The sequence below is a fragment of the Streptosporangium becharense genome (genome assembly GCF_014204985.1).
In the GTDB taxonomy this organism is placed as follows: domain Bacteria; phylum Actinomycetota; class Actinomycetes; order Streptosporangiales; family Streptosporangiaceae; genus Streptosporangium; species Streptosporangium becharense.
On the sequence record NZ_JACHMP010000001.1, the window covers coordinates 4,735,641 to 4,754,343 of the forward strand.

The window sequence follows — 18,703 nt, forward strand, 5'->3', positions numbered from 1 at the left end:
GACTTGGACGGGGTCAAATCTCCCTACCTAGCGTCACGGGTGTGACTGCCACGATTGAGCGCGGTTCCGCCACCGCGCCGATTAAGACCTCCGCGGACACCCCCGCGAAGCCTGCGCCCAGGAGGTCCGGCGGGTTCCTGGGCTCCTCCAACGGTAAGAAGGCCGTCATGGCCGTCACCGGCGCCGCCATGGTGCTCTTCCTGATCGGCCACATGGTCGGGAACCTGAAGGCGTTCCTCGGCGCCGACTCCTTCAACGAGTACGCGAGCTTCCTGCGGACGATGGGCGAGCCGCTCCTCACCTACCGGGTCGCGCTGACGCTCGTCGAGGTCGGCCTGGTGGCGGCGGTCGGGCTCCACATGTGGGCGGCGATCTCCCTGGCCCGCCGCGCGGGCAAGGCCCGGCCGGTCAAGTACGCGGCCAAGCGCAAGTCGCAGGCGTCCGGGTACGCCGTTCACACCATGCGCTACGGCGGCGTCATCATCCTGCTGTTCGTGGTCTACCACCTGCTCGACCTGACGGTCGGCGTGGTCAACCCGGCGGGCTTCGGCAGCACGCCGTACGACCGCCTGGTCGAGGGCTTCGCCCCGTCCCGCTGGTGGGTCACCGTCTTCTACGTCCTCGCGGTCGTCATGGTCGGCCTGCACCTGCGCCACGGTCTGTGGAGCGCGTTCCAGACGCTGGGCCTGGCCGGCGGACGCAGCTACCGCCCGCTGAAGATCGTGGCCGCCGGTCTGTCGGCGCTGCTGGTCATCGGGTTCCTCGTGGTCCCGGTCGCGGTCATGGCCGGAGTGATCAAGTGAGCGGGTCCGGCGCGGTGAGCGCGGCGGCCGGCGCCGCGAGACAGGGGTTCCGCACGGCGGTTCCGCACGGTGAACGAGGAACGGTGAGCGAGCGATGACCACGATGTACACCGAGGGTGAGCCGATCCGCGACACCAAGGCGCCCGACGGCCCGATCGAGGAGCGCTGGGAGAAGCGGAAGTTCAGCGCCAAGCTGGTCAACCCGGCCAACAAGCGCAAGCTTCACGTCATCGTGGTGGGCACCGGCCTGGCCGGCGGCTCCGCCGCCGCGACCCTCGGCGAGCTGGGCTACAACGTCACGTCGTTCTGCTACCAGGACTCGCCCCGCCGGGCACACTCCATCGCGGCGCAGGGCGGCATCAACGCGGCCAAGAACTACCGCGGCGACGGCGACTCGATCTACCGGCTGTTCTACGACACGGTCAAGGGCGGCGACTTCCGCGCCCGCGAGTCGAACGTCTACCGGCTCGCCCAGGTCAGCGTGAACATCATCGACCAGGCCGTGGCCCAGGGCGTGCCGTTCGCCCGCGAGTACGGCGGTCTGCTCGACACCCGCTCCTTCGGCGGCGCGCAGGTCTCCCGTACCTTCTACGCCCGCGGCCAGACGGGGCAGCAGCTCCTGCTCGGCGCCTACCAGGCGCTGGAGCGGCAGATCGCGGCGGGCACCGTGAAGATGAACACCCGCCACGAGATGCTCGACCTGATCGTCTCCGACGGCCGGGCCCGCGGCGTCATCGTCCGCGACATGGTCACCGGTGAGATCGAGCGGCACACGGCGGACGCGGTCGTGCTGGCCAGCGGCGGGTACGGCAACGTGTTCTTCCTGTCGACCAACGCCAAGGGCTGCAACACCACGGCGATCTGGCGGGCACACCGGCGCGGCGCGATGTTCGCCAACCCCTGCTACACCCAGATCCACCCCACCTGCATCCCCGTCAGCGGCGACTACCAGTCGAAGCTGACCCTGATGTCGGAGTCGCTGCGCAACGACGGCCGCGTGTGGGTCCCGGTCAAGGCCGGCGACACCCGCCCCGCCTCGGAGATCCCGGAAGCGGAGCGCGACTACTACCTGGAGCGCATCTACCCGGCGTTCGGCAACCTGGTGCCGCGTGACATCGCCTCCCGCGCCGCCAAGAACGTCTGCGACGAGGGCCGCGGCGTCGGCCCCGGCGGGCTGGGCGTCTACCTCGACTTCGCCGACGCCATCCGGCGCCTGGGCCGCGAGGCCGTGGAGAAGAAGTACGGCAACCTGTTCGAGATGTACGAGCGCATCACCGGTGAGGACCCCTACACCCAGCCGATGCGCATCTACCCCGCCGTGCACTACACGATGGGCGGCCTGTGGGTCGACTACGACCTCCAGTCGACCATCCCGGGCCTGTTCGTGATCGGCGAGGCCAACTTCTCCGACCACGGCGCCAACCGCCTCGGCGCGTCCGCGCTGATGCAGGGCCTGGCCGACGGCTACTTCGTGCTGCCGACGACGATCGGCGACTACCTCGCGAACGGCCCCTACGGGGAGGTCGACGAGGACGCCGTCGCCGAGGCCGAGACCGCGGTCCGCTCCAAGATCGAAAAGTTGCTGGCCAACGACGGCGACCGCACCGCCGACTCCTTCCACCGCGAGCTCGGCAAGATCATGTGGGACTACTGCGGCATGGAGCGCACCGAGGAGTCGCTGCGCAAGGCCCTGGAGCGGATCCCCGAGCTCCGCGAGGAGTTCTGGAAGCGCGTCAAGGTGTCCGGCAAGGCCGAGGAGCTCAACCAGGCGCTGGAGCGGGCCGGCCGGGTGGCCGACTTCTTCGACCTGGCCGAGCTGATGTGCATCGACGCGCTGCACCGTACCGAGTCGTGCGGCGGGCACTTCCGCGCCGAGTCGCAGGACGCCGACGGCGAGGCCCTGCGCGACGACGAGAACTTCGCCTACGTCGCGGCCTGGGAGTACGGCGAGCAGGGCCCGATCCTGCACAAGGAAGACCTGAACTACGAATACGTCAAGATGAGCCAGCGGAGCTACAAGTGAGCGCACCCCGCGTGGCGGGCGACGCGGCACGGCACGCCGTGCGGCGGGCGTGCCCGGTGGGCTCGCGGACGGCGAACGAGGAAGTGGTAAGCGAACCATGGGCCTGAACCTCACCCTCAAGGTCTGGCGGCAGAACGGCCCCGAAGACAAGGGCAAGATGGTCACCTACCGGGTCGAGGACGTGTCTCCCGACATGTCCTTCCTGGAGATGCTCGACGTGCTCAACGAGCGGCTCATCCTGGAGGGCGACGACCCGATCGCCTTCGACCACGACTGCCGCGAGGGCATCTGCGGCATGTGCGGCATGGTCATCAACGGTGTCGCGCACGGCGAGCAGGTGGCCACCACCACCTGCCAGCTGCACATGCGGCACTTCGAGGACAACGCGGTCATCACCATCGAGCCGTGGCGTGCCGCGCCGTTCCCGGTGGTCAAGGACCTGGTCGTGGACCGCTCGGCGTTCGACCGGATCATCCAGGCGGGCGGGTTCATCTCCGTCCCCGCCGGATCGGCGCCCGACGCGCACAGCGTCCCGGTGAAGAAGGTCGACGCCGACGCGGCCTTCGACGCGGCCACCTGCATCGGCTGCGGCGCCTGCGTCGCCGCCTGCCCGAACGGCTCGGCATCCCTGTTCACCGCGGCGAAGATCACTCACCTGAGCCTGCTGCCGCAGGGTCAGCCCGAGCGCGCCTCGCGTGCCAGGGCCATGGTCGAGCAGATGGACGCCGAGGGCTTCGGCGGTTGCACCAACACCGGCGAGTGCACCGCGGTCTGCCCCAAGGGCATCCCGCTGGACACCATCGCCCAGATGAACCGCGACTACCTCAAGGCGGCCAAGTAACACCCCGGGGCGTACGCCTCCTCCCGGCCGGTGAGTGACCCGGCCTCCGGCGTGAGCCGACGCGGGCCGCACCCTCGGAACGAGGGTGCGGCCCGCGGCCGTCGAGAACGGCCACACGGTCGGTGAGGGCCGCTATGAATCCGTGGCACGTGGAGCATCCGTGCGCGGGTCGCCCGGAGAGATGCCGGGAATGCGGGACTCCTCTTCCCGGAGACGTTGAAAGATGTCCGGGTAGGAGCGCCGGAGCAGGTCGCGCACCTGCCGCGCCAGTTCGGGAACGTTGGTTGTCGCGGCATTGTGCACGATCGTCCAGTCCACACTGAAGTAGCGGTGCACGACGTTGTTGCGAAGCCCCCTGATCAGCTTCCATGGAATCTCGGGAGCGGACGCCCGGGTCTCCTCCGAGATCCCCGCCACGGCCTCGCCGATGATGGAGAGCTGCCATATGACCGCGTCACGGCGCATCGAGTCGACGGCCCACATCTCGGGTGAGACGCCTTCCAGATAGGAGCTGATCTTCTTGGCGGCTTCCACGATGTCCACCAGGTAGAGACCGTCACGCTGCATAGAGCACCCGGGCGTCGCCGAGCACCTGATCACGGATGATCCAGTGGAGACCTTCCTTGGAGACCACGTCGACCTTCCGGTCGAGCAGCTCTTCCAGTTCCTCCTGGAAAGCGAAGAACTCAAGTCCGATGTCGGTGCCGGGTTTCAGAACGTAGAGCAGGTCGATGTCGCTGCCATCCCGGTCTTCGTCACGGGCGACCGAGCCGAAGACGGACAGCTCGACGATGCCGTACTTCTCGCACAACCTGACCAGTTGCGGGCGGATGGTTGTGAAGTCAATGCTCATGGCTCCTCCCGACTCCATGCTGTCATGTCCCCGGTGCCACTCGCAGGAGTTGGCTTCGGGGGCGTGACTTCTTCCGTATGCCTCCTTCCCGCTTCCCGTTGCCCGGCCGGTGAGTGACCCGGCCTCCGGCGTGAGCCGACGCGGGCCGCACCTTCGGAACGAGGGTGCGGCCCGCTGCCGTCAGCGGTGCGCGCGCAGGGCCGCGATGAACCACTCGAAGGCGGGGGTGGCGGACGGGAACGGCGGCCGGCCGCTGAGCACGCCCATCAGCTGCCAGTAACGCTCCACCCGCCGGTCGGTGAACGTCTCCACGTCGTCGGCGAGCCTGGCGCGCTCTTCGGCGGGGGTCGCCGGGTCGAGAATCCGGTCCAGCACGGCCCTGCCCTCCGGGGAGTCGGGGGCGACACCCGCCGCCACCGCGCCGCCGGCGTGCTCCAGGACCTTCTGGTGGTCGTACTCCCGCGACGGCGGGCCGGGTTGCGCACCCGTCAGCGCCATCTGGCGCACCCGCCGCTGGAAGTCCTCGTCCGCGACGAGCCCGGCGAGCTCGATCCAGGCGTCCACCTGCTCGGAGGACGGATCGTCGGGTAGCTCGGCGGGCATCGTGCGCATCGCCTGCGCGATGTGCGCTCCGGGGGCGTCGGGGTCGATGCCGTCGAAGGTGCGCTCGACGAAGTCGTCGATGAGGCGCTGCCGCTCCTGCGCGGAGAGCCGGGCCAGTTCGTTCATGAGTCTCATCTCCTCGGTCGTGCTTCCTCTGCGGGCGACCGACCGCAGCACCGCGCGGCGCAGCCGCAGGATGCGGATCTCCGCGTCCAGGGCTTCGGCGTGTGTCCTGGCGACGTCGGCCACCGTGACCTGCCGGTGCAGCACCCGCTGCACCGTTTCCAGGCCCAGCCCCAGCTCGCGCAGGGTGCGGACCAGGTCGAGGCGGACCACCGCCTCGGTGTCGTAGAGCCGGTGGCCGCCGGTCGAGCGGCAGGCCGGCTCCAGGACGCCGATGTCGGACCAGAAGCGGATGGTGCGCACCGGCAGGCCGGTGCGGCGGGAGAGCTGTCCGATGGTGAACAGCTCGGTGCGGTCGTTCACGAGATGAGTCTCGATCCTCCAGTCGCTGGAGCTTCAAGCCCCTTTTCCAGGTTTTCTCGTTTCCGGGTTTTCCCGCGCGGCTCCCGGCCGAAGCCGTGCCGGTCGCGGGCCGGACGGGTTCCGGGGCGGACGGGTTCCGGGCCGCGGAGGGGGAGGTCTCAGCCGAGCTCGGCGACGATCTCCCGACGCAGGGTCTCCAGGTCGACGTCCACCTGTGACAGGACCCGCCGGGCGGGCCCGGGGCCCGCGCGCAGGATGCCCAGCAGGATGTGGCCGCCGGCGATGTGCTTGTGCTTCAGCGCGATGGCCTCGCGCAGCGACAGCTCCAGGGCCTTCTTCGCCGGCGGGGTGAAGGGGATGTGCCGGCCGCTGACCACGCGGCCCCGGGTGTGCTGCGTCGGCCGGTCGAGGGCACCCGGGCCGAAGGCGGCCTCGACCCGTTCCCGGATGGCCGACAGGTCGATGCCGATCGACTCCAGCGCGTCGGCGTCGAGCCGGTCGCCCTGGCGGGGCGGGATCATGTCGAAGACGGTCCGGTAGGCCCGCCCGTGGTCGAGGCCGTGCCGGGCCAGCAGCCGCGCGGAGGGGGTCTCGGGCTGGTCGAGCAGGCCCAGCAGCACGTGCTCGCTCCCGATGAAGTGGTGGTTGAGCCGCCGGGCGTTCTCCTGCGCGAGCTTGACGCTCTGGCGGGCGTCGCGGGTGAAGCGTTCGAACATGCCTACCTCTCCCTTCTCAGGAGCCCTCGGCCCCCTGCGTACTTCTTGTGCACCGCCTGCCGGGAGACCTCCAGGCAGTAGGCGATCTCCTGCCAGGACCAGCCCTGTTCGCGTGCGTTCTCCACCTGAAGGGCCTCCAGGCGGTCGACCAGCATCCGCAGCGCCCGCACGGCCCGCAGGCCGACGGCGGGGTCGCGGCTGCCGGCGTCGGAGGCCAGCTGTGCCGTATCGCTCATGGATGTCAATGTAGGTTGACGGCATCCTTGTGTCAACTTCTGTTGACGAAACTCCGTGGGGGAAGGGCGGAACCGCGGACCGGAGCCCGGTGCGACCGCGCCACGCCGAGTGGAAAATGGTTTGCCGGGCCGGGTCAGAGTTTGTGAACCTTGCAGAGTCATGCGCTCCTTACCCGTCGCCGATCCCGGCGTTCCCGACGCCCGCAGCGCGGCGGCCTACCTGCGCTGGGTGGCCCGTAAACAGGCGGGCACACTGCTCCTCGGCATCACCTACGCCGTCGTCTGGTGGCTGGCCATGGCGCTCGTCCCGGCCGCTCTCGGCAAGGGGATCGACGCGGTCAGGGCCAAGGACATGCCTGGCCTGCTCACCTGGGGCGGCGTGGTGTTCGCCCTGGGCGTCGTGCAGGCCGTCGCGGGCATCCTGCGTCACCGGATCGCGGTCTACACCTGGCTGGCCGCCGCCTACCGGACCGTCCAGGTCACCGTCAGGCAGGCGACCAGGCTCGGCGCGACCCTGCCCCGGCGCGTGTCCACCGGCGAGGTCGTCAGCGTCGGCAACTCCGACATCGCCCACATCGGCAACGCGATGGACATCCTGCTCCGCGGTACCGGCGCGGTCGTCGCCATCGTCACGGTGACCGTCATCCTGATCGGCACCTCGCTGCCGCTCGGCCTCGCGGTGCTGGTCGGCGTGCCCGCCATGGCGTTCGCCGTCGCCCCCCTGCTCCGGCCGCTGCACCGGCGCCAGCACGCCCACCGTGACCTGCAGGGCGACCTGTCCACCCGCGCCGCCGACATCGTCGCCGGGCTGCGGGTGCTGCGCGGTGTCGGCGGCGAGGAGGTCTTCGCCGACCGCTACCGGGAGGAGTCCCAGCGTGTGCGGCACGCGGGCGTGCGCGTCGCCGCCGTCGAGTCGACCCTGGAGGGTGCGCAGATCCTCCTGCCGGGCCTGCTCACCGCCGGGGTGACCTGGCTCGGCGCGACCTTCGCGATGCGCGGGCAGATCACCCCCGGGCAGCTCGTCGCCTTCTACGGCTACGCCACCTTCCTGATCGCCCCGATGCGGGCGCTCACCGAGGCCGCCGACAAGCTGACCAAGGGGCACGTCGCCGCCGGCCGGGTGGTGCGGATCCTGTCGCTGCGGCCCGACGTCGAGGGCGGCACCGGCGCCTCGCCGGGCGGCCTGCTGCGCGACGTCGCCTCCGGGGTGGCGGTCCGGCCCGGCGTGTTCACCGCCCTCGTCACCGCCACGCCCGAGGAGGCCGCCGCGATCGCCGGTCGGCTCGGCCGCTACGCCGACGGCGACGTCGACTTCGGCGACGTGCCGCTCGACGCCCTGCCGATCCCCGAGGTCCGCCGCCGTATCCTCGTCGCCGACAACGACGCCAAGCTGTTCACCGGGGTGCTCCGCGACGAGCTCGACGTCACCGGCCGCGCCGGCGACGAGGAGATCGCCGCCGCGCTGCACGCCGCGTGCGCCGAGGACATCGTCGAGGCACTGCCCGACGGCCTCGACGGCCGGGTCGCCGAGGCGGGCCGGGAGTTCTCCGGCGGCCAGCGGCAGCGGCTCCGGCTGGCCAGAGCGCTGGTCCTCGATCCCGAGGTGCTCATCCTCGTCGAGCCGACCAGCGCCGTCGACGCCCACAGCGAGGCGCGCATCGCCGACCGCCTCGCCAAGGCCCGCGCGGGCAGGACCACGCTCGTCTGCACGTCCAGCCCGCTGGTCCTCGACCGCACCGACCATGTGATCTACGTCGAAGGAGGCGTGGTGCGCGCTCAGGGGGCCCACCGGGAGCTGCTGGCCTCCCACCCCGCGTACTCCGCCGTCGTCACCCGGGGAGAAGACACGTGAGCGAACGGCCCGACGGGCGTGGGGGGTTCGCGGGCGCGAACCGCGAGCCGGGGGAGCAGAGCCCGTGAGCAGGCAGATCCTGCCGGTCGCCGACCGGGCACAGGTCCGCGCGTACGCCCGCCGGCTCACCCTGAAGTATCCCCGTGAGCTGGCCCTCGCGCTGGGCCTGCACGGCCTGGCCGCCGTCGCGGGCCTGGCGGCGCCGTGGCTGCTGGGCCGGCTCGTCCAGGGGGTCGACGAGGGAGGCGGCGTCGACGTCACCGCGGCGGCGCTGGCCATCGGCGGGTTCCTCGCGGCCCAGGCGGTGCTGGTCAGGTTCGCCGTGTACGCCTCCTCCCGGCTCGGCGAGAAGGTCCTCGCCGAGCTGCGCGAGGAGTTCGTGGAGCGGGTGCTCGGGCTGCCCCTGTCCACGGTCGAACGCGCCGGGTCCGGCGACTTGATCACCCGCACCTCGCGCGACGTCGACGCGCTGTCGCGCACCGTGCGGCACGCCGTGCCCGAGACCCTGATCGCCCTGGTCACCTGCCTGATCAGCGTCGGCGCGCTGCTGGTGGTGGGCCCGCTGCTCATGCTGCCGTCGCTGCTGGCCGCGCCGCTGCTGTGGTTCACCACCCGGTGGTACCTCAAGCGGGCCAGGGACGGTTACCTGCGCGAGAGCGCCGCCTACGCGGACATGACCGACGGCCTCGCCGAGACCGTCGACGGGGCCCGCGCCGTCGAGGCCCTGGGCCTGCAGGAGCGCCGCCACCGCCGCACCGACGGCGACATCGCCCGCTCGTGGGCGGCCGAACGCTACACGCTGGGGCTGCGCACGGTCTGGTTCCCGGCGGTCGAGTTCGGCTACGTGATCCCCATCGTGGCGACACTGGTCATCGGCGGCGTCTTCTACATCCGGGGCTGGGTCTCGCTGGAGCAGGTCACCACGGCCACCCTGTACGTCCAGCAGCTCATCGACCCGCTCGACCGGCTGCTGATGTGGATCGACGAACTCCAGGTGGGCGGCGCCTCGATGGCCCGCCTGCTGGGCGTCGCCGAAGTGCCCGACGACCGGGGGAACGGCTCCGGCACGCCCGACGGCGAGGAGCTGGAAGCCGCAGGCGTCCACTACGCCTACCGCGACGGCCACGACGTGCTGCACGGCGTCGACCTGGTGGTCCGGCCGGGGGAACGGCTGGCCATGGTCGGCCCGTCCGGCGCGGGCAAGTCCACGCTGGGGCGCCTGCTGGCCGGCGTCCACGGCCCCCGCGAGGGCACCGTCACCGTCGGCGGCGCCTCGCTGGTCGAGCTGCCCCTGGACGACCTGCGCGGCCACGTCGCCCTGGTGACCCAGGAACACCACGTCTTCCGCGGCACGCTGCGCGACAACGTGCTGATCGCGCGGCCGGACGCCGACGACGCCCGGGTCCGCGAGGCGCTTGAGGCCGTGCACGCCTGGGAGTGGGTCGAGGCGCTGCCCGAAGGGCTCGACACCGCCGTCGGCTCGGGCGGCCGGAGCGTCTCCGCCGCCGAGGCGCAGCAGCTCGCGCTGGCCCGGCTGGTCCTGGCCGACCCGCACACCCTGGTGCTGGACGAGGCCACCTCGCTGATCGACCCCCGGGCCGCCCGGAACCTGGAGCGCTCCCTGGCCGCCGTCCTGCGAGACCGCACGGTGATCGCGATCGCCCACCGCCTGTACACCGCGCACGACGCCGACCGTGTCGCCGTGGTCGAGGACGGCCGGATCAGCGAGCTGGGCTCCCACGACGAGCTCGTCGCCGCCGACGGTTCCTACGCCGCGCTGTGGAGAAGCTGGCACGGCACGTCGAAGTAGACCGAAGAGACCGGAGCCTGGTGACCGGAAGGTGACGCGGGAGCCCGTCGAGGGCCGGCGAGATCGCCGCCCTGACACCGCGGCACGGGATGATCCGCACCGAGGCGCCGCCCCGGAGGAAAGCCTCAGACCGCCCCGGAGGAGGGCCTCAGGACGGCGGCCCGGGGAGGCGCCCCTTGCGAGGGGCGCCTCACGACGACTGTCTCAGGACGGCGGCCTCAGGACAGGGCCTTCTTCAGGAACTCGACCTGGAGCAGCAGCAGGTTCTCCGCGACGACCTCCTGCGGCGTCATGTGGGTGACGCCCGACAGTGGCAGCACGCTGTGCGGGCGGCCCGCGGCCAGCAACGCGGACGACAGGCGGAGGGTGTGCGCGGCCACCACGTTGTCGTCGGCCAGGCCGTGGATCAGCAGCAGCGGGCGCTCCAGCTTGTCGGCGTCGGCGAACAGCGAGGACGCCTCGTAGTGGCCCTCGTCGGGGTGGCCCAGGTAGCGCTCGGTGTAGCAGGTGTCGTACAGGCGCCAGTCGGTCACCGGTGCCCCCGCGACGGCGGCGTGGAAGACGTCCGGGCGGCGCAGCACGGCCAGTGCGGCCAGGTAACCGCCGAAGGACCAGCCCCGGATGCCGACCCGCGACAGGTCCAGGTCGTCGGGGAACTGCGCGGCGGCGCCGTGCAGGGCGTCGATCTGGTCCTCCAGGACCGGGGTGGCCAGGTCGTGCAGGATGGCCCGCTCGAACTCGGGGCCGCGGCCCGGGGTGCCGCGGCCGTCGGCCACGACCACCGCGAAGCCCTGGTCGGCGAACCACTGGCTGGTCAGGTAGGCGCCGGAGGCCGCCAGGACGCGCTGGGCGTGCGGCCCGCCGTACGGGTCCATCAGGACCGGCAGCCTCGCCGAGCCCGGCACGTGTCCGGAGGGGAGGATCACCGCGGTGGACAGGTCGCGCTCGCCCGCCCGAATCAGGGAGACCCGCAGGTCCAGGCCGGGCCGCTCGGCGTGGGAGGCGATGTGGCCGCAGGGCTTGCCGTTGTGCAGGACGCGCGCGACCGAGCCCTCGCTGTCGAGAGTCTGGCCGGTGACCACGAGGGTGCCGCCCGCCGTGTGACCGTTGTAGACGCCGCTCTCGGTGGGGCTGACCAGCGCGATCTGACCCTTGCGGTAGGCCCACAGCGCGATCTCGGTGGGCTCGCCGCCGGCCCGGAACAGCACGGTCTCGCCGTCGACGTCGAGGACCTCGCGGACCTGGAGGCCGGGCGGGGTGACGGGCCGGTCTCCGACGAACAGGCGGCGGCCGCCCTCGGCGGTGGCGACCCAGACCAGGCTGCCGTCGGACAGGTGCCCGGGGATTCCGGTGACGACGTCGACCCAGGCGGGGTCGGTGTCCTCACGCACGAGCGTGGAGGCGCCGGTGGCCGGGGCGACGTCGAACAGGCGCATGGTCCGCTGGTCGCGGGTCAGGGTGACGATCGACAGTCCGTGGGCGTCCCAGACGGCGTTGACGAGGTATTCGTCGTCGAAGGGCACGGGCACGCGACCGCCGTCGAGGGTCAGCACGAAGAGCTCGACCTCGGCGTTCGGCGTTCCGGCGGCGGGATAGCGCTGCTCGGCGGGCGGGCGGGCCGGATTGGCCGGGTCGGCGACGTGCCAGGTGCAGACCCCCGACTCGTCGTACCGCTCGACCAGGAGCGCGTCACCGGCCGGGGACCACCAGTAGCCCCGCATCCGGTCCAGTTCCTCGGCGGCGACGAACTCCGCCAGGCCGTAGGCGACCCCCGGCCCCTCGGGACGGGCCAGCGTGTGGTCGACCTCGTCCTCCAGGTCCTGGATGTGGAAGGCGCCGCCGGACACGTAGCCGACGTGCACGCCGGTGGGCGACATCCGCGGGTCGATCACCGGCCCCGCGGTCTTCAGCCGCCGCACGTGCCTGGTGGCCAGCTCGACCACGTAGAGGCCGCCGGCCAGCGCGAACGCCGCGGTCGTCACCGCCGCGTCGGTGCTGTAGCCGACGATGCCGCCGGCCTGCTCCCGGCTCCGCTCACGACGCGCGCGCTCCTCGGGCGGCAGGTTCTCCTCGTCCGCCGCCAGGACGCGCGGGTCGGCGATCAGCCGTTCCGTGCCGCTCAGGACGTCGTACTCCCACAGGCAGGTGACCGGATCGGAGCCGCCCTTCGTCCGCAGGAAGACGACGCGGTCGCCGCCCGGGGCGATGGTGAAGCCGCGGGGCACCCCGAGGCTGAACCGGCGGGTCCTGGCGTGCAGGCGAGGGAAACTCTCACTCATACGAGTCATCTTGCCAGTCTCACGCCCCGTGTCCCACGCCCGTGCCCGCGCTTCGCCCGGAGGGACGGGGCGGCGGGGGTGCACACCGGTCGGCGGGGCCGCTCGCCCGTGCTCCGCCCGGAGGCACGGGCTGGCGGGGCCGGGTGTGCGGAGCGCGGATACCCTCTGACGCATGACTGATCGGCGCCTCATGCTCGTGCACGCCCACCCCGACGACGAGACGATCGGCAGCGGGGCCACCATGGCCAGATACGCCGCCGAAGGAGCCCACGTCACGCTGGTGACCTGCACCCTCGGCGAGGAGGGCGAGGTCATCCCGCCGGAGCTCGCCCACCTGGCCGCCGACCGGGACGACACCCTGGGCGAGCACCGCATCGGCGAGCTCGCCGCGGCCTGCAAGGCGCTCGGAGTCACCGACCACCGGTTCCTGGGCGGCCCCGGCCGCTGGCGCGACTCCGGCATGATGGGCGTCGCCTCCAACGACCGGGCGAACGCCTTCTGGCGGGCCGACCCGGACGAGGCGGCGGGAGAACTGGTGAAGATCATCCGTGAGGTGCGTCCCCAGGTCCTCGTCACCTACGACGAGAACGGCTTCTACGGCCACCCCGACCACATCCAGGCCCACCGCGTCTCCTGGCGTGCCTTCGAGCTGGCCGCCGACCCCCGGTTCGGCGAGGGCGAGCCGTGGCGGATCGCCAAGCTGTACCACACCGCCATGCCGAAGTCCGTGATGCGCAGGGCCGAGGAGGCGATGCGTGAGAGCCGCACCCGCTTCGCCCCCGAGTCGGCCGACGACCTGTCGTTCGGCTGCGCGGACGGGGACGTCACCACCGAGATCGACGCGCGTGCCCACGTGGAGCGCAAGGTCGAGGCGATGCGGGCACACGCCACCCAGATCAGTGTGGACGCCCCCTGGTTCGCCCTGTCCAACAACATCGGCCAGCAGATCCTGGGCGTCGAGCACTACATCCTGCGCGCCGGGGTGCCGGGCCCGGCGGGTCCGGGGGTGCCGGTCGAGGTGGGGGGCATCGGCGAGCCGTACGACCGCGAGGACGACCTGTTCGCCGGCATCAACTAACCTCGATGGTCGTGACGGAGAAGGTGCCTGCGTTCCGAACGCCCTCGAACACGGTGGTCACCGCGGCGGTGTACGCCGTGCTGGCCCTTCTGGGCCTTCTGACGGGCGTTCTGGGCGCCTTCCAGCACTCGTGGTACATCCGGCCCGTCCCGGTCTCCGCTCTGGTCTGCGTGGCCCTGCTGTTCGGGGTCAGCTACGGAGCGGGCCGGGCGATGCGAGGCAGGGGAACCGCCCTGGCGTTCACCGTGGGCTGGGCGTTGGTCACCATGGTCTGGATCGCCGGGCGGCCCGAGGGCGACCTGGTCATCGCCAACGACCTGTCCGGCTACGTCTACCTCTACGGCGGTCTCGTGGCGCTCGTGACGGGGGTCATGCTCTCGCCCCAGTCGGACCGGTCGTGGCTGCTCACCCCGCACACCTTCGGCTCCCGCGCCGACGGGCCGCCCGCGGCGTGACCGCCCGCCGTCGTTCGTGCCGTGACCGTCTCGTCGTTCGTGGCGTGACCGGCTGGTCGCCGGCCGCCCGGTAGCCGCCTCGTCGTCCGCGCGGTAGCGCCGTCTGATCGGGGCCGCCGCCGGCATCCGATTCGATCACGCACAATCCGAATATGCGGCGATCGCACCGGATACGGCGGGTTCTCAACTACGTCAACCTCTCCACACCGCTGGGGCTGCTGCTGGCACGCCTCGGCCGGGCCCGGGTGAGCGCCGGGCCCGGCGGGCTGCTCCTGGGGCACGGCTACCGCATCCCGTTCCCCGTCGCCGGCGCGTTCACCGTCGGCAACGTGGTGCTGACCAGGCACGACGAGGGCTACCTGACCGGTGCCCTGCTCCGGCACGAAGACCGGCACGCCTGGCAGTACGCGGCCTGCGCGGGGCTGCCGATGCTCCCGCTCTACCTCGTCGCGGTCCTCGTCTCCATCCTGATCTGCGGCGACCAGGCGGCGTGGAACGTCTTCGAGCGGCTGGCCGTCCTGGAGGACGGCAACTACGCCCGCCGCTCTCCCCGGTGGACACGCGCTGCTCGCAGGCAAAACCCCAGCGACAGGAATGAATTCCTCTGAAAGGGGATCAAAGAGGGGCGAGTCAATGCTGACCGAAGGGAGCCGCCGATGTCGCAGACATCCCACCCAGAGACCTCGATCAGTGTTCCCGGCACCCCGGACGTCTCCGAGCGGATCCCCGCCCCCGAACGCGTCCCCACTCCCGAGCGGGTCTCCGTCCTCGAACGCGTCCCCACTCCCGAGCGGATCAGCGTCCCGGCGGGCTCCCTCCCCTCTCCTTCCGGATCCGGTCTCCCGCCCGCAGGACCCGGCCTCCCGCCCCAGGGCCGGATCCGCCCCGCGAGAAGGCCCGCGCCACCGGATGAGCCGGGTGAGAGGTCCTGGCCGGGAGGTTTCCGGGACCGGCTGACCACGCCGCTCCCGGCGTTCCAGGAGCTGGTGACCACGCTCTGGCACGGTGGGCTGCGGCGGCCGAGGATCGAGGACGCCGGCCGGATCCCGGTCCGACGCGGCGCGCTCCCGCCGGTGGTGGGCACCGACGCGGTCGTCACCTGGGTGGGTCACGCCACGTACGTGCTCCAGATCGGGGGGCTGACCGTCCTCACCGACCCGGTCTGGTCCAGGAGGATCCCGGGGATCCGCCCGAGGCTCACCCCGCCCGGCGTCGAGTGGGCCGACCTGCCCCCGGTCGACGCCGTGGTGATCAGCCACAACCACTACGACCACCTGGACGCGCCGACCGTCCGGCGGCTGCCGAGGAGCACCCCGATCCTCGTCCCGGCCGGACTGCGGTCGTGGTTCACCCGGCGCGGCTTCCACGACGTCGTCGAACTCGACTGGTGGGAGAGCGCGTACGTCGGCGACGTGCGCTTCGACTTCGTGCCCGCCCACCACTGGAGCCGCCGGGCACCGTGGGACACCTGCAAGACCTTGTGGGGCGGCTGGGTGGTCGCCTCGGCCGACCAGACGATCTACTTCGCCGGTGACACCGGGTACGGCGAGCGCTTCGCCCAGATCGGGGCGCGCTACCCGGAGGGCATCGACCTGGCGCTGATGCCGGTGGGCGCCTTCGAACCCCGCTGGTACACCAAGGCCTCGCACGTCGACCCGGAGGAGGCCGTGCAGGCGTGCCGGGACGTGGGTGCGCGGCGGATGGCGACCATGCACTGGGGCACGTTCGTGCTGTCCGGCGAGCCGTTGCTGGCCCCGGTGGAGCAGGCGCGCGCGGCCTGGGAGGCGGCCGGCCGGGACCGCGCCGACCTGTGGGACCTCGCCGTCGGCGAGTCCCGCGTCCTGAGCACCTGAGAGCCGGTCGCCGGAGTCCGAGGTGCCCGGGTCCCTCACGGCGGTCGCCCGGGTCCGGGCCGGCCGGGTTTCCCGCGGTGGTCACCGGGGTCCGGGCCGGCCGGGTTTCCCGCGGTGGTCACCGGGGTCCGGGCCGGCCGGGTTTCCCGCGGTGGTCACCGGGGTCCGGGGTGCCTCGGCCTCTCACGGTGGTCACCGGGGTCCAAGGGGCCCGCTTCCGGCGCCGGTCTCACGGGCTCAGCGTCAGGGTGTGGACGGCCGCCTTCCTGACGGACTCCTCGCGGGAGAGCATGGGGAGGGTTCCGCCGCTCGCCCACAGCGGCGCCTGGTCCCAGTAGTTGTCGTGGAAGGCGTGCCCGGAGGCGCCGGTCAGGTTGATCCACCGCGACCGGTCCAGGTCCGCGAGGTCCACCACCATGCGCATGGACGGCAGCCAGCTCACCGCGTAGTCCTCCTGGACGTTCCATCCCGCGGCGTTGACCGCGTCGTCGTTGCCCGCCACGGGGAACGGGCCCCGGTTGAACAGCCACTCGACCGGGGCGATGCCCGAGGTGCCCAGGCTCTGGTGGGTCAGCCGCAGCGAGTGGAGGTCACCCCAGCGCCAGCCCCCGACGTCCGGGCCGAGACGGGCGCTCAGCTCGTCGTACGCGATGGCCAGGGCCCGCCGCAGCATGTCGTCGCGGGTCTCCTTCCCGGGGGTGCTCCTGTCGTCCCAGAACGGGTCGTCGGCCTTGCCGAGCATCACGCGCACGACCTCGAACCAGCGGTCGCCGCCGGTGGGCTGCGCCTCCTCCGGCAGATCGTCGTCGAAGGTCTCGACCAGCAGGTGCCGCCAGACGGCGTTGAAGTACGCCGCCGGGGCCGAGTCGGCCCCCTGGGACCGGTCCCAGCCGCGCAGCAGTTCCAGGGCGTCTCGGGCCGGGCCGGTCACGTCGAGGGCCGTCAGCGCGGGCACCAGGAACGGCGCGAGGCCGTTGCCGGTGTCCAGTTGCAGCGTGCCCATCGCCGCCGCGTCCACCTTCCCGCCGTTCTTCAGCGCCTCGCGGAGCCGGTCGCCGATGCGCTGGGAGCGGTAGCCGTACGCCCAGTCCTTGGTGAGCATGTGCGGGTAGCGCGCGGGGTCGACGACCGCGTTGTTGGCGGTCACGATGTAGCCCTCCGGCGGGTTGTAGAGGCTGGGCAGCTCGTCGAAGGGGATCGTCGACCGCCAGGCGTACTCGCCGGTCCAGCCGGGCACCGGCCAGGTTCCGTCACCCCGGGTGCGGACCGGGATCCGGCCGGGGGCCTGGTAGCCGATGTTGCCCTCGGTGTCGGCGTAGACGAGGTTCTGCGCGGGCACCTCGAACCCGCTCGCCGCCGCCCGGAACTGCGACCAGTCCTGCGCGGCGTTCATGGCGAAGATCGCGTCGGCGGTCCGGCCCGGTTCCAGGGCGGTCCACTTGAGCGCGACCGCGTCGGCCTGTTCGCCGAAGACCGCGGCCGAGCCGGGCAACGTGTTCCGCGCGTCCCGCAGGACGTCGGAGATGACCGGTCCGTGCATGGTCTCGCGGACCCGTAGCGGGACGGGGTCGCCGCCGGCCACCTTGATCGTCTCGGTCCTGGTGGTGAGCGGTCTCCACTCGCCGGTGAACAGGTAGGAGTCGTCCCTGAGCCGTTCCAGGTAGAGGTCGGCGACGTCCGGGCCGAGGTTGGTGAACCCCCAGGCGATCCTGTCGTTGTGCCCGATGATCACTCCCGGCAGGCCGGAGAAGGTGAAGCCGGTGACGTCGAACGGGCACTCGGCACTCCTGGTAAGGCAGTGCAGCCCGGCCTGGTACCAGACGCCGGGAAGGCTCGGCGACAGGTGGGGGTCGTTGGCGAGCAGCGGCTTGCCGGTGGTGGTGTGCCGGCCGGAGACGACCCACGAGTTCGAGCCGATGCCGCCGCCGCCCGCCGGGTCGCCCATGAGGCCGGGCACCGCGCGGATGGCCTCGGCCGCTCCGGTGAGCGCCCGGGTGTCCACCTCGCGGGGGCCGCTGTCCGGCTCCTCGTCCTGGTCGAACCCGCGTCCGGTGACCGAGCCGCGGGTGACGATCGGCTGGTGGGTCGCATAGGGGTAGCCGGGCCAGAGCTGTTCCACCCGGTCGCGCGGCAGCCTGCTCGCCACGAGCGCCCGGCCGATCTCGTCGGACATGTTGGAGCGCAGGTCCCAGGCCATCGCCTTGAGCCAGGCCAGCGAGTCGACCGGGTTCCACGGCTCGGGTTCGTATCCGGGGGCGGTCGCCTTCAGCAGGACGTATTCGAGACTCCGGCCGGCGAAACCGTCGTTCTCCGTCATCCAGGCGTTCACCCCGCCGGCGTAGGCGTCCAGGTAGCGCCGGGTTCGCTCGGCGAGCAGGGGCAGTTCCTTCTCGGCCACCCTGCGCCAGCCCATGGTGCGGATCACCTTGTCCTCGGTGAGGGTCGCCGCACCGAACATCTCCGACAGCCGTCCGGCGGTCACGTGGCGGCGGAAGTCCATCTCGAAGAAGCGGTCCTGCGCGTGCACGTACCCCTGGGCCAGGAACAGGTCCTCCGGGGAGTCGGCGTAGATATGCGGGATGCCGTTTTTATCGCGATATACGGTGACTTTTCCCTTCAGTCCCTTCACGGTGAGCTCACCGGCGAGCTGGGGGAAGGAGGCGCGCACGCCCCACACGCCGCCTCCCGCGAGGGACAGCCCGAACACCGCGAGAAGGGTGATCGCCTGAGCGAGCCAGGCGAGTGGACGGGGCATCCAGGCGTACGGCCGTAACCTCACGAAGACCTCCTAGGCGACATGCTCCCGCAAGTGTGG

16 protein-coding genes are annotated in these 18,703 nt (G+C 71.8%); 9 read left to right on the forward strand and 7 right to left on the reverse strand.

Going from position 1 to position 18,703, the window contains the following annotated elements:
* The first annotated feature begins 41 nt into the window (after positions 1-41).
* From F4562_RS20920 to F4562_RS20930, 3 genes are all read left to right on the forward strand, one after another.
* Positions 42-803 carry a succinate dehydrogenase cytochrome b subunit gene (locus F4562_RS20920; protein WP_184544954.1) on the forward strand — a complete coding sequence of 254 codons (762 nt, stop codon included), beginning with the start codon at positions 42-44 and terminating at the stop codon, positions 801-803.
* A 94-nt stretch (positions 804-897) separates the two neighbouring features.
* Positions 898-2,826, forward strand: coding sequence for a fumarate reductase/succinate dehydrogenase flavoprotein subunit (locus tag F4562_RS20925; protein WP_184544955.1), 1,929 nt, complete (start codon positions 898-900; stop codon positions 2,824-2,826).
* Between the two features lie 103 nt (positions 2,827-2,929).
* Complete coding sequence (locus F4562_RS20930) at positions 2,930-3,667, forward strand: succinate dehydrogenase/fumarate reductase iron-sulfur subunit (protein ID WP_184545144.1); 738 nt, start codon at positions 2,930-2,932, stop codon at positions 3,665-3,667.
* 132 nt (positions 3,668-3,799) lie between these two features.
* Here the strand turns inward: F4562_RS20930 and F4562_RS20935 are convergent, their stop codons facing one another.
* The 5 genes from F4562_RS20935 to F4562_RS20955 form a co-directional block, all read right to left on the reverse strand.
* Positions 3,800-4,234 carry a HepT-like ribonuclease domain-containing protein gene (locus tag F4562_RS20935; protein ID WP_184544956.1) on the reverse strand — a complete coding sequence of 145 codons (435 nt, stop codon included), beginning with the start codon at positions 4,232-4,234 and terminating at the stop codon, positions 3,800-3,802.
* Positions 4,224-4,520 (reverse strand): nucleotidyltransferase family protein, encoded by a 297-nt coding sequence (locus F4562_RS20940; protein ID WP_184544957.1) that lies wholly within the window; start codon positions 4,518-4,520, stop codon positions 4,224-4,226. Before F4562_RS20940 ends, F4562_RS20935 begins: the two co-directional genes overlap by 11 nt.
* A 180-nt stretch (positions 4,521-4,700) precedes the next feature.
* Positions 4,701-5,609, reverse strand: a complete 909-nt coding sequence (locus F4562_RS20945) for a helix-turn-helix domain-containing protein (protein WP_184544958.1) — start codon at positions 5,607-5,609, stop codon at positions 4,701-4,703.
* Between the two features lie 158 nt (positions 5,610-5,767).
* Positions 5,768-6,325 (reverse strand): Clp protease N-terminal domain-containing protein, encoded by a 558-nt coding sequence (locus F4562_RS20950; protein WP_184544960.1) that lies wholly within the window; start codon positions 6,323-6,325, stop codon positions 5,768-5,770.
* A gap of 2 nt (positions 6,326-6,327) precedes the next feature.
* The gene (locus F4562_RS20955; RefSeq protein ID WP_184544962.1) at positions 6,328-6,561 is read right to left on the reverse strand and encodes an RNA polymerase subunit sigma-70; all 234 of its coding nucleotides are present in this window, start codon (positions 6,559-6,561) and stop codon (positions 6,328-6,330) included.
* A 160-nt stretch (positions 6,562-6,721) separates the two neighbouring features.
* On the opposite strand from F4562_RS20955, the gene F4562_RS20960 reads away from it, so the two are divergent.
* Positions 6,722-8,413: an ABC transporter ATP-binding protein gene (locus F4562_RS20960; protein WP_184544964.1), complete on the forward strand. Its 1,692-nt coding sequence runs from the start codon at positions 6,722-6,724 to the stop codon at positions 8,411-8,413.
* Positions 8,414-8,477: 64 nt separating this feature from the next.
* Positions 8,478-10,223, forward strand: coding sequence for an ABC transporter ATP-binding protein (locus F4562_RS20965; RefSeq protein ID WP_184544965.1), 1,746 nt, complete (start codon positions 8,478-8,480; stop codon positions 10,221-10,223).
* 218 nt (positions 10,224-10,441) lie between these two features.
* Here F4562_RS20965 and F4562_RS20970 read toward each other — a convergent pair whose 3' ends face one another.
* Positions 10,442-12,502 (reverse strand): S9 family peptidase, encoded by a 2,061-nt coding sequence (locus F4562_RS20970; RefSeq protein ID WP_184544967.1) that lies wholly within the window; start codon positions 12,500-12,502, stop codon positions 10,442-10,444.
* Positions 12,503-12,674: 172 nt separating this feature from the next.
* Here F4562_RS20970 and mshB point away from each other — a divergent pair, with 172 nt between their 5' ends.
* The 4 genes from mshB (at position 12,675) to F4562_RS20990 (ending at position 15,888) form a co-directional block, all read left to right on the forward strand.
* Positions 12,675-13,580, forward strand: coding sequence for an N-acetyl-1-D-myo-inositol-2-amino-2-deoxy-alpha-D-glucopyranoside deacetylase (mshB, locus tag F4562_RS20975; RefSeq protein ID WP_184544969.1), 906 nt, complete (start codon positions 12,675-12,677; stop codon positions 13,578-13,580).
* 23 nt (positions 13,581-13,603) lie between these two features.
* Positions 13,604-14,035 carry a DUF6113 family protein gene (locus F4562_RS20980; RefSeq protein WP_184544971.1) on the forward strand — a complete coding sequence of 144 codons (432 nt, stop codon included), beginning with the start codon at positions 13,604-13,606 and terminating at the stop codon, positions 14,033-14,035.
* 152 nt (positions 14,036-14,187) lie between these two features.
* Entirely contained in the window at positions 14,188-14,643 is a 456-nt protein-coding gene (locus tag F4562_RS20985; protein WP_184544973.1) for a hypothetical protein, read from the forward strand.
* A gap of 48 nt (positions 14,644-14,691) precedes the next feature.
* Positions 14,692-15,888, forward strand: coding sequence for an MBL fold metallo-hydrolase (locus tag F4562_RS20990; protein ID WP_221522790.1), 1,197 nt, complete (start codon positions 14,692-14,694; stop codon positions 15,886-15,888).
* Between the two features lie 229 nt (positions 15,889-16,117).
* Here the strand turns inward: F4562_RS20990 and F4562_RS20995 are convergent, their stop codons facing one another.
* The gene (locus tag F4562_RS20995; RefSeq protein WP_184545148.1) at positions 16,118-18,643 is read right to left on the reverse strand and encodes a penicillin acylase family protein; all 2,526 of its coding nucleotides are present in this window, start codon (positions 18,641-18,643) and stop codon (positions 16,118-16,120) included.
* Between the last annotated feature and the right edge of the window lie 60 nt (positions 18,644-18,703).

Excerpts from the sequence above, each read along its gene's own strand:
- F4562_RS20925 (WP_184544955.1), top strand. The coding sequence starts at position 898 with ATGACCACGATGTACACCGAGGGTGAGCCGATCCGCGACACCAAGGCG.
- F4562_RS20935 (WP_184544956.1), bottom strand. The coding sequence starts at position 4,234 with ATGCAGCGTGACGGTCTCTACCTGGTGGACATCGTGGAAGCCGCCAAG.
- F4562_RS20940 (WP_184544957.1), bottom strand. The coding sequence starts at position 4,520 with ATGAGCATTGACTTCACAACCATCCGCCCGCAACTGGTCAGGTTGTGC.
- F4562_RS20950 (WP_184544960.1), bottom strand. The coding sequence starts at position 6,325 with ATGTTCGAACGCTTCACCCGCGACGCCCGCCAGAGCGTCAAGCTCGCG.
- F4562_RS20955 (WP_184544962.1), bottom strand. The coding sequence starts at position 6,561 with ATGAGCGATACGGCACAGCTGGCCTCCGACGCCGGCAGCCGCGACCCC.
- F4562_RS20960 (WP_184544964.1), top strand. The coding sequence starts at position 6,722 with ATGCGCTCCTTACCCGTCGCCGATCCCGGCGTTCCCGACGCCCGCAGC.
- F4562_RS20970 (WP_184544967.1), bottom strand. The coding sequence starts at position 12,502 with ATGAGTGAGAGTTTCCCTCGCCTGCACGCCAGGACCCGCCGGTTCAGC.
- mshB (WP_184544969.1), top strand. The coding sequence starts at position 12,675 with ATGACTGATCGGCGCCTCATGCTCGTGCACGCCCACCCCGACGACGAG.
- F4562_RS20985 (WP_184544973.1), top strand. The coding sequence starts at position 14,188 with ATGCGGCGATCGCACCGGATACGGCGGGTTCTCAACTACGTCAACCTC.
- F4562_RS20990 (WP_221522790.1), top strand. The coding sequence starts at position 14,692 with ATGTCGCAGACATCCCACCCAGAGACCTCGATCAGTGTTCCCGGCACC.
- F4562_RS20995 (WP_184545148.1), bottom strand. The coding sequence starts at position 18,643 with ATGCCCCGTCCACTCGCCTGGCTCGCTCAGGCGATCACCCTTCTCGCG.